Origin of the sequence: Streptomyces millisiae (assembly GCF_031845425.1) — a bacterium.
In the GTDB taxonomy this organism is placed as follows: Bacteria; Actinomycetota; Actinomycetes; order Streptomycetales; family Streptomycetaceae; genus Streptomyces; species Streptomyces millisiae.
This window is the reverse complement of record NZ_JAVREM010000288.1, coordinates 1-457: the sequence shown is the minus strand read 5'-3', so window position 1 is coordinate 457 and position 457 is coordinate 1. Positions and strand designations below refer to the sequence as shown.

Here is a 457-nt window from a genome sequence, read left to right as displayed (position 1 = left end):
CAGCCTGCCGGGCCGGTTCCGCGCACGCCATGGGGCTCGTGGGTGGCATGAAGTAGGGATAACCCCACCTCGGCGCGACGCGGCTGCTTACTGTGCGTTTATCAGGGCCTAGACTCCCGTGCGTACGAAGAGACCCCGGGAACGGGCGGGGCCAGAACTGGATGACGATGAGCAAGGGGCGGACGTGAAGGACATGGCGTACGTGCCGGAAGTGCCGCACGTGGCGTACGTGCCGGTCCACCAACAGACCGCCCTCGCGTCGGAGTACTTCCAGAGCTACTCGGTGGTGGGCCTGCTCGCCCTGGTCGGCGTTCTGTTCGTGGCCGTCGCGTTCGGGGCGGGACGGCTCCTGCGCCCCGTGGTCCCCACCCCGGAGAAGCTGCTCACGTACGAGTGCGGTGTCGACCCCGTCGGCGAGGGCTGGGCCCACACCCAGGTCCGCTACTACGTCTACGCC

1 protein-coding gene is annotated in these 457 nt (G+C 68.5%); it reads left to right on the top strand.

Going from position 1 to position 457, the window contains the following annotated elements; translation table 11 throughout:
* Positions 1-193: 193 nt before the first annotated feature.
* The coding region (locus RNC47_RS36715) for an NADH-quinone oxidoreductase subunit A (RefSeq protein ID WP_311605210.1) at positions 194-457 on the top strand (264 nt) is incomplete at its 3' end.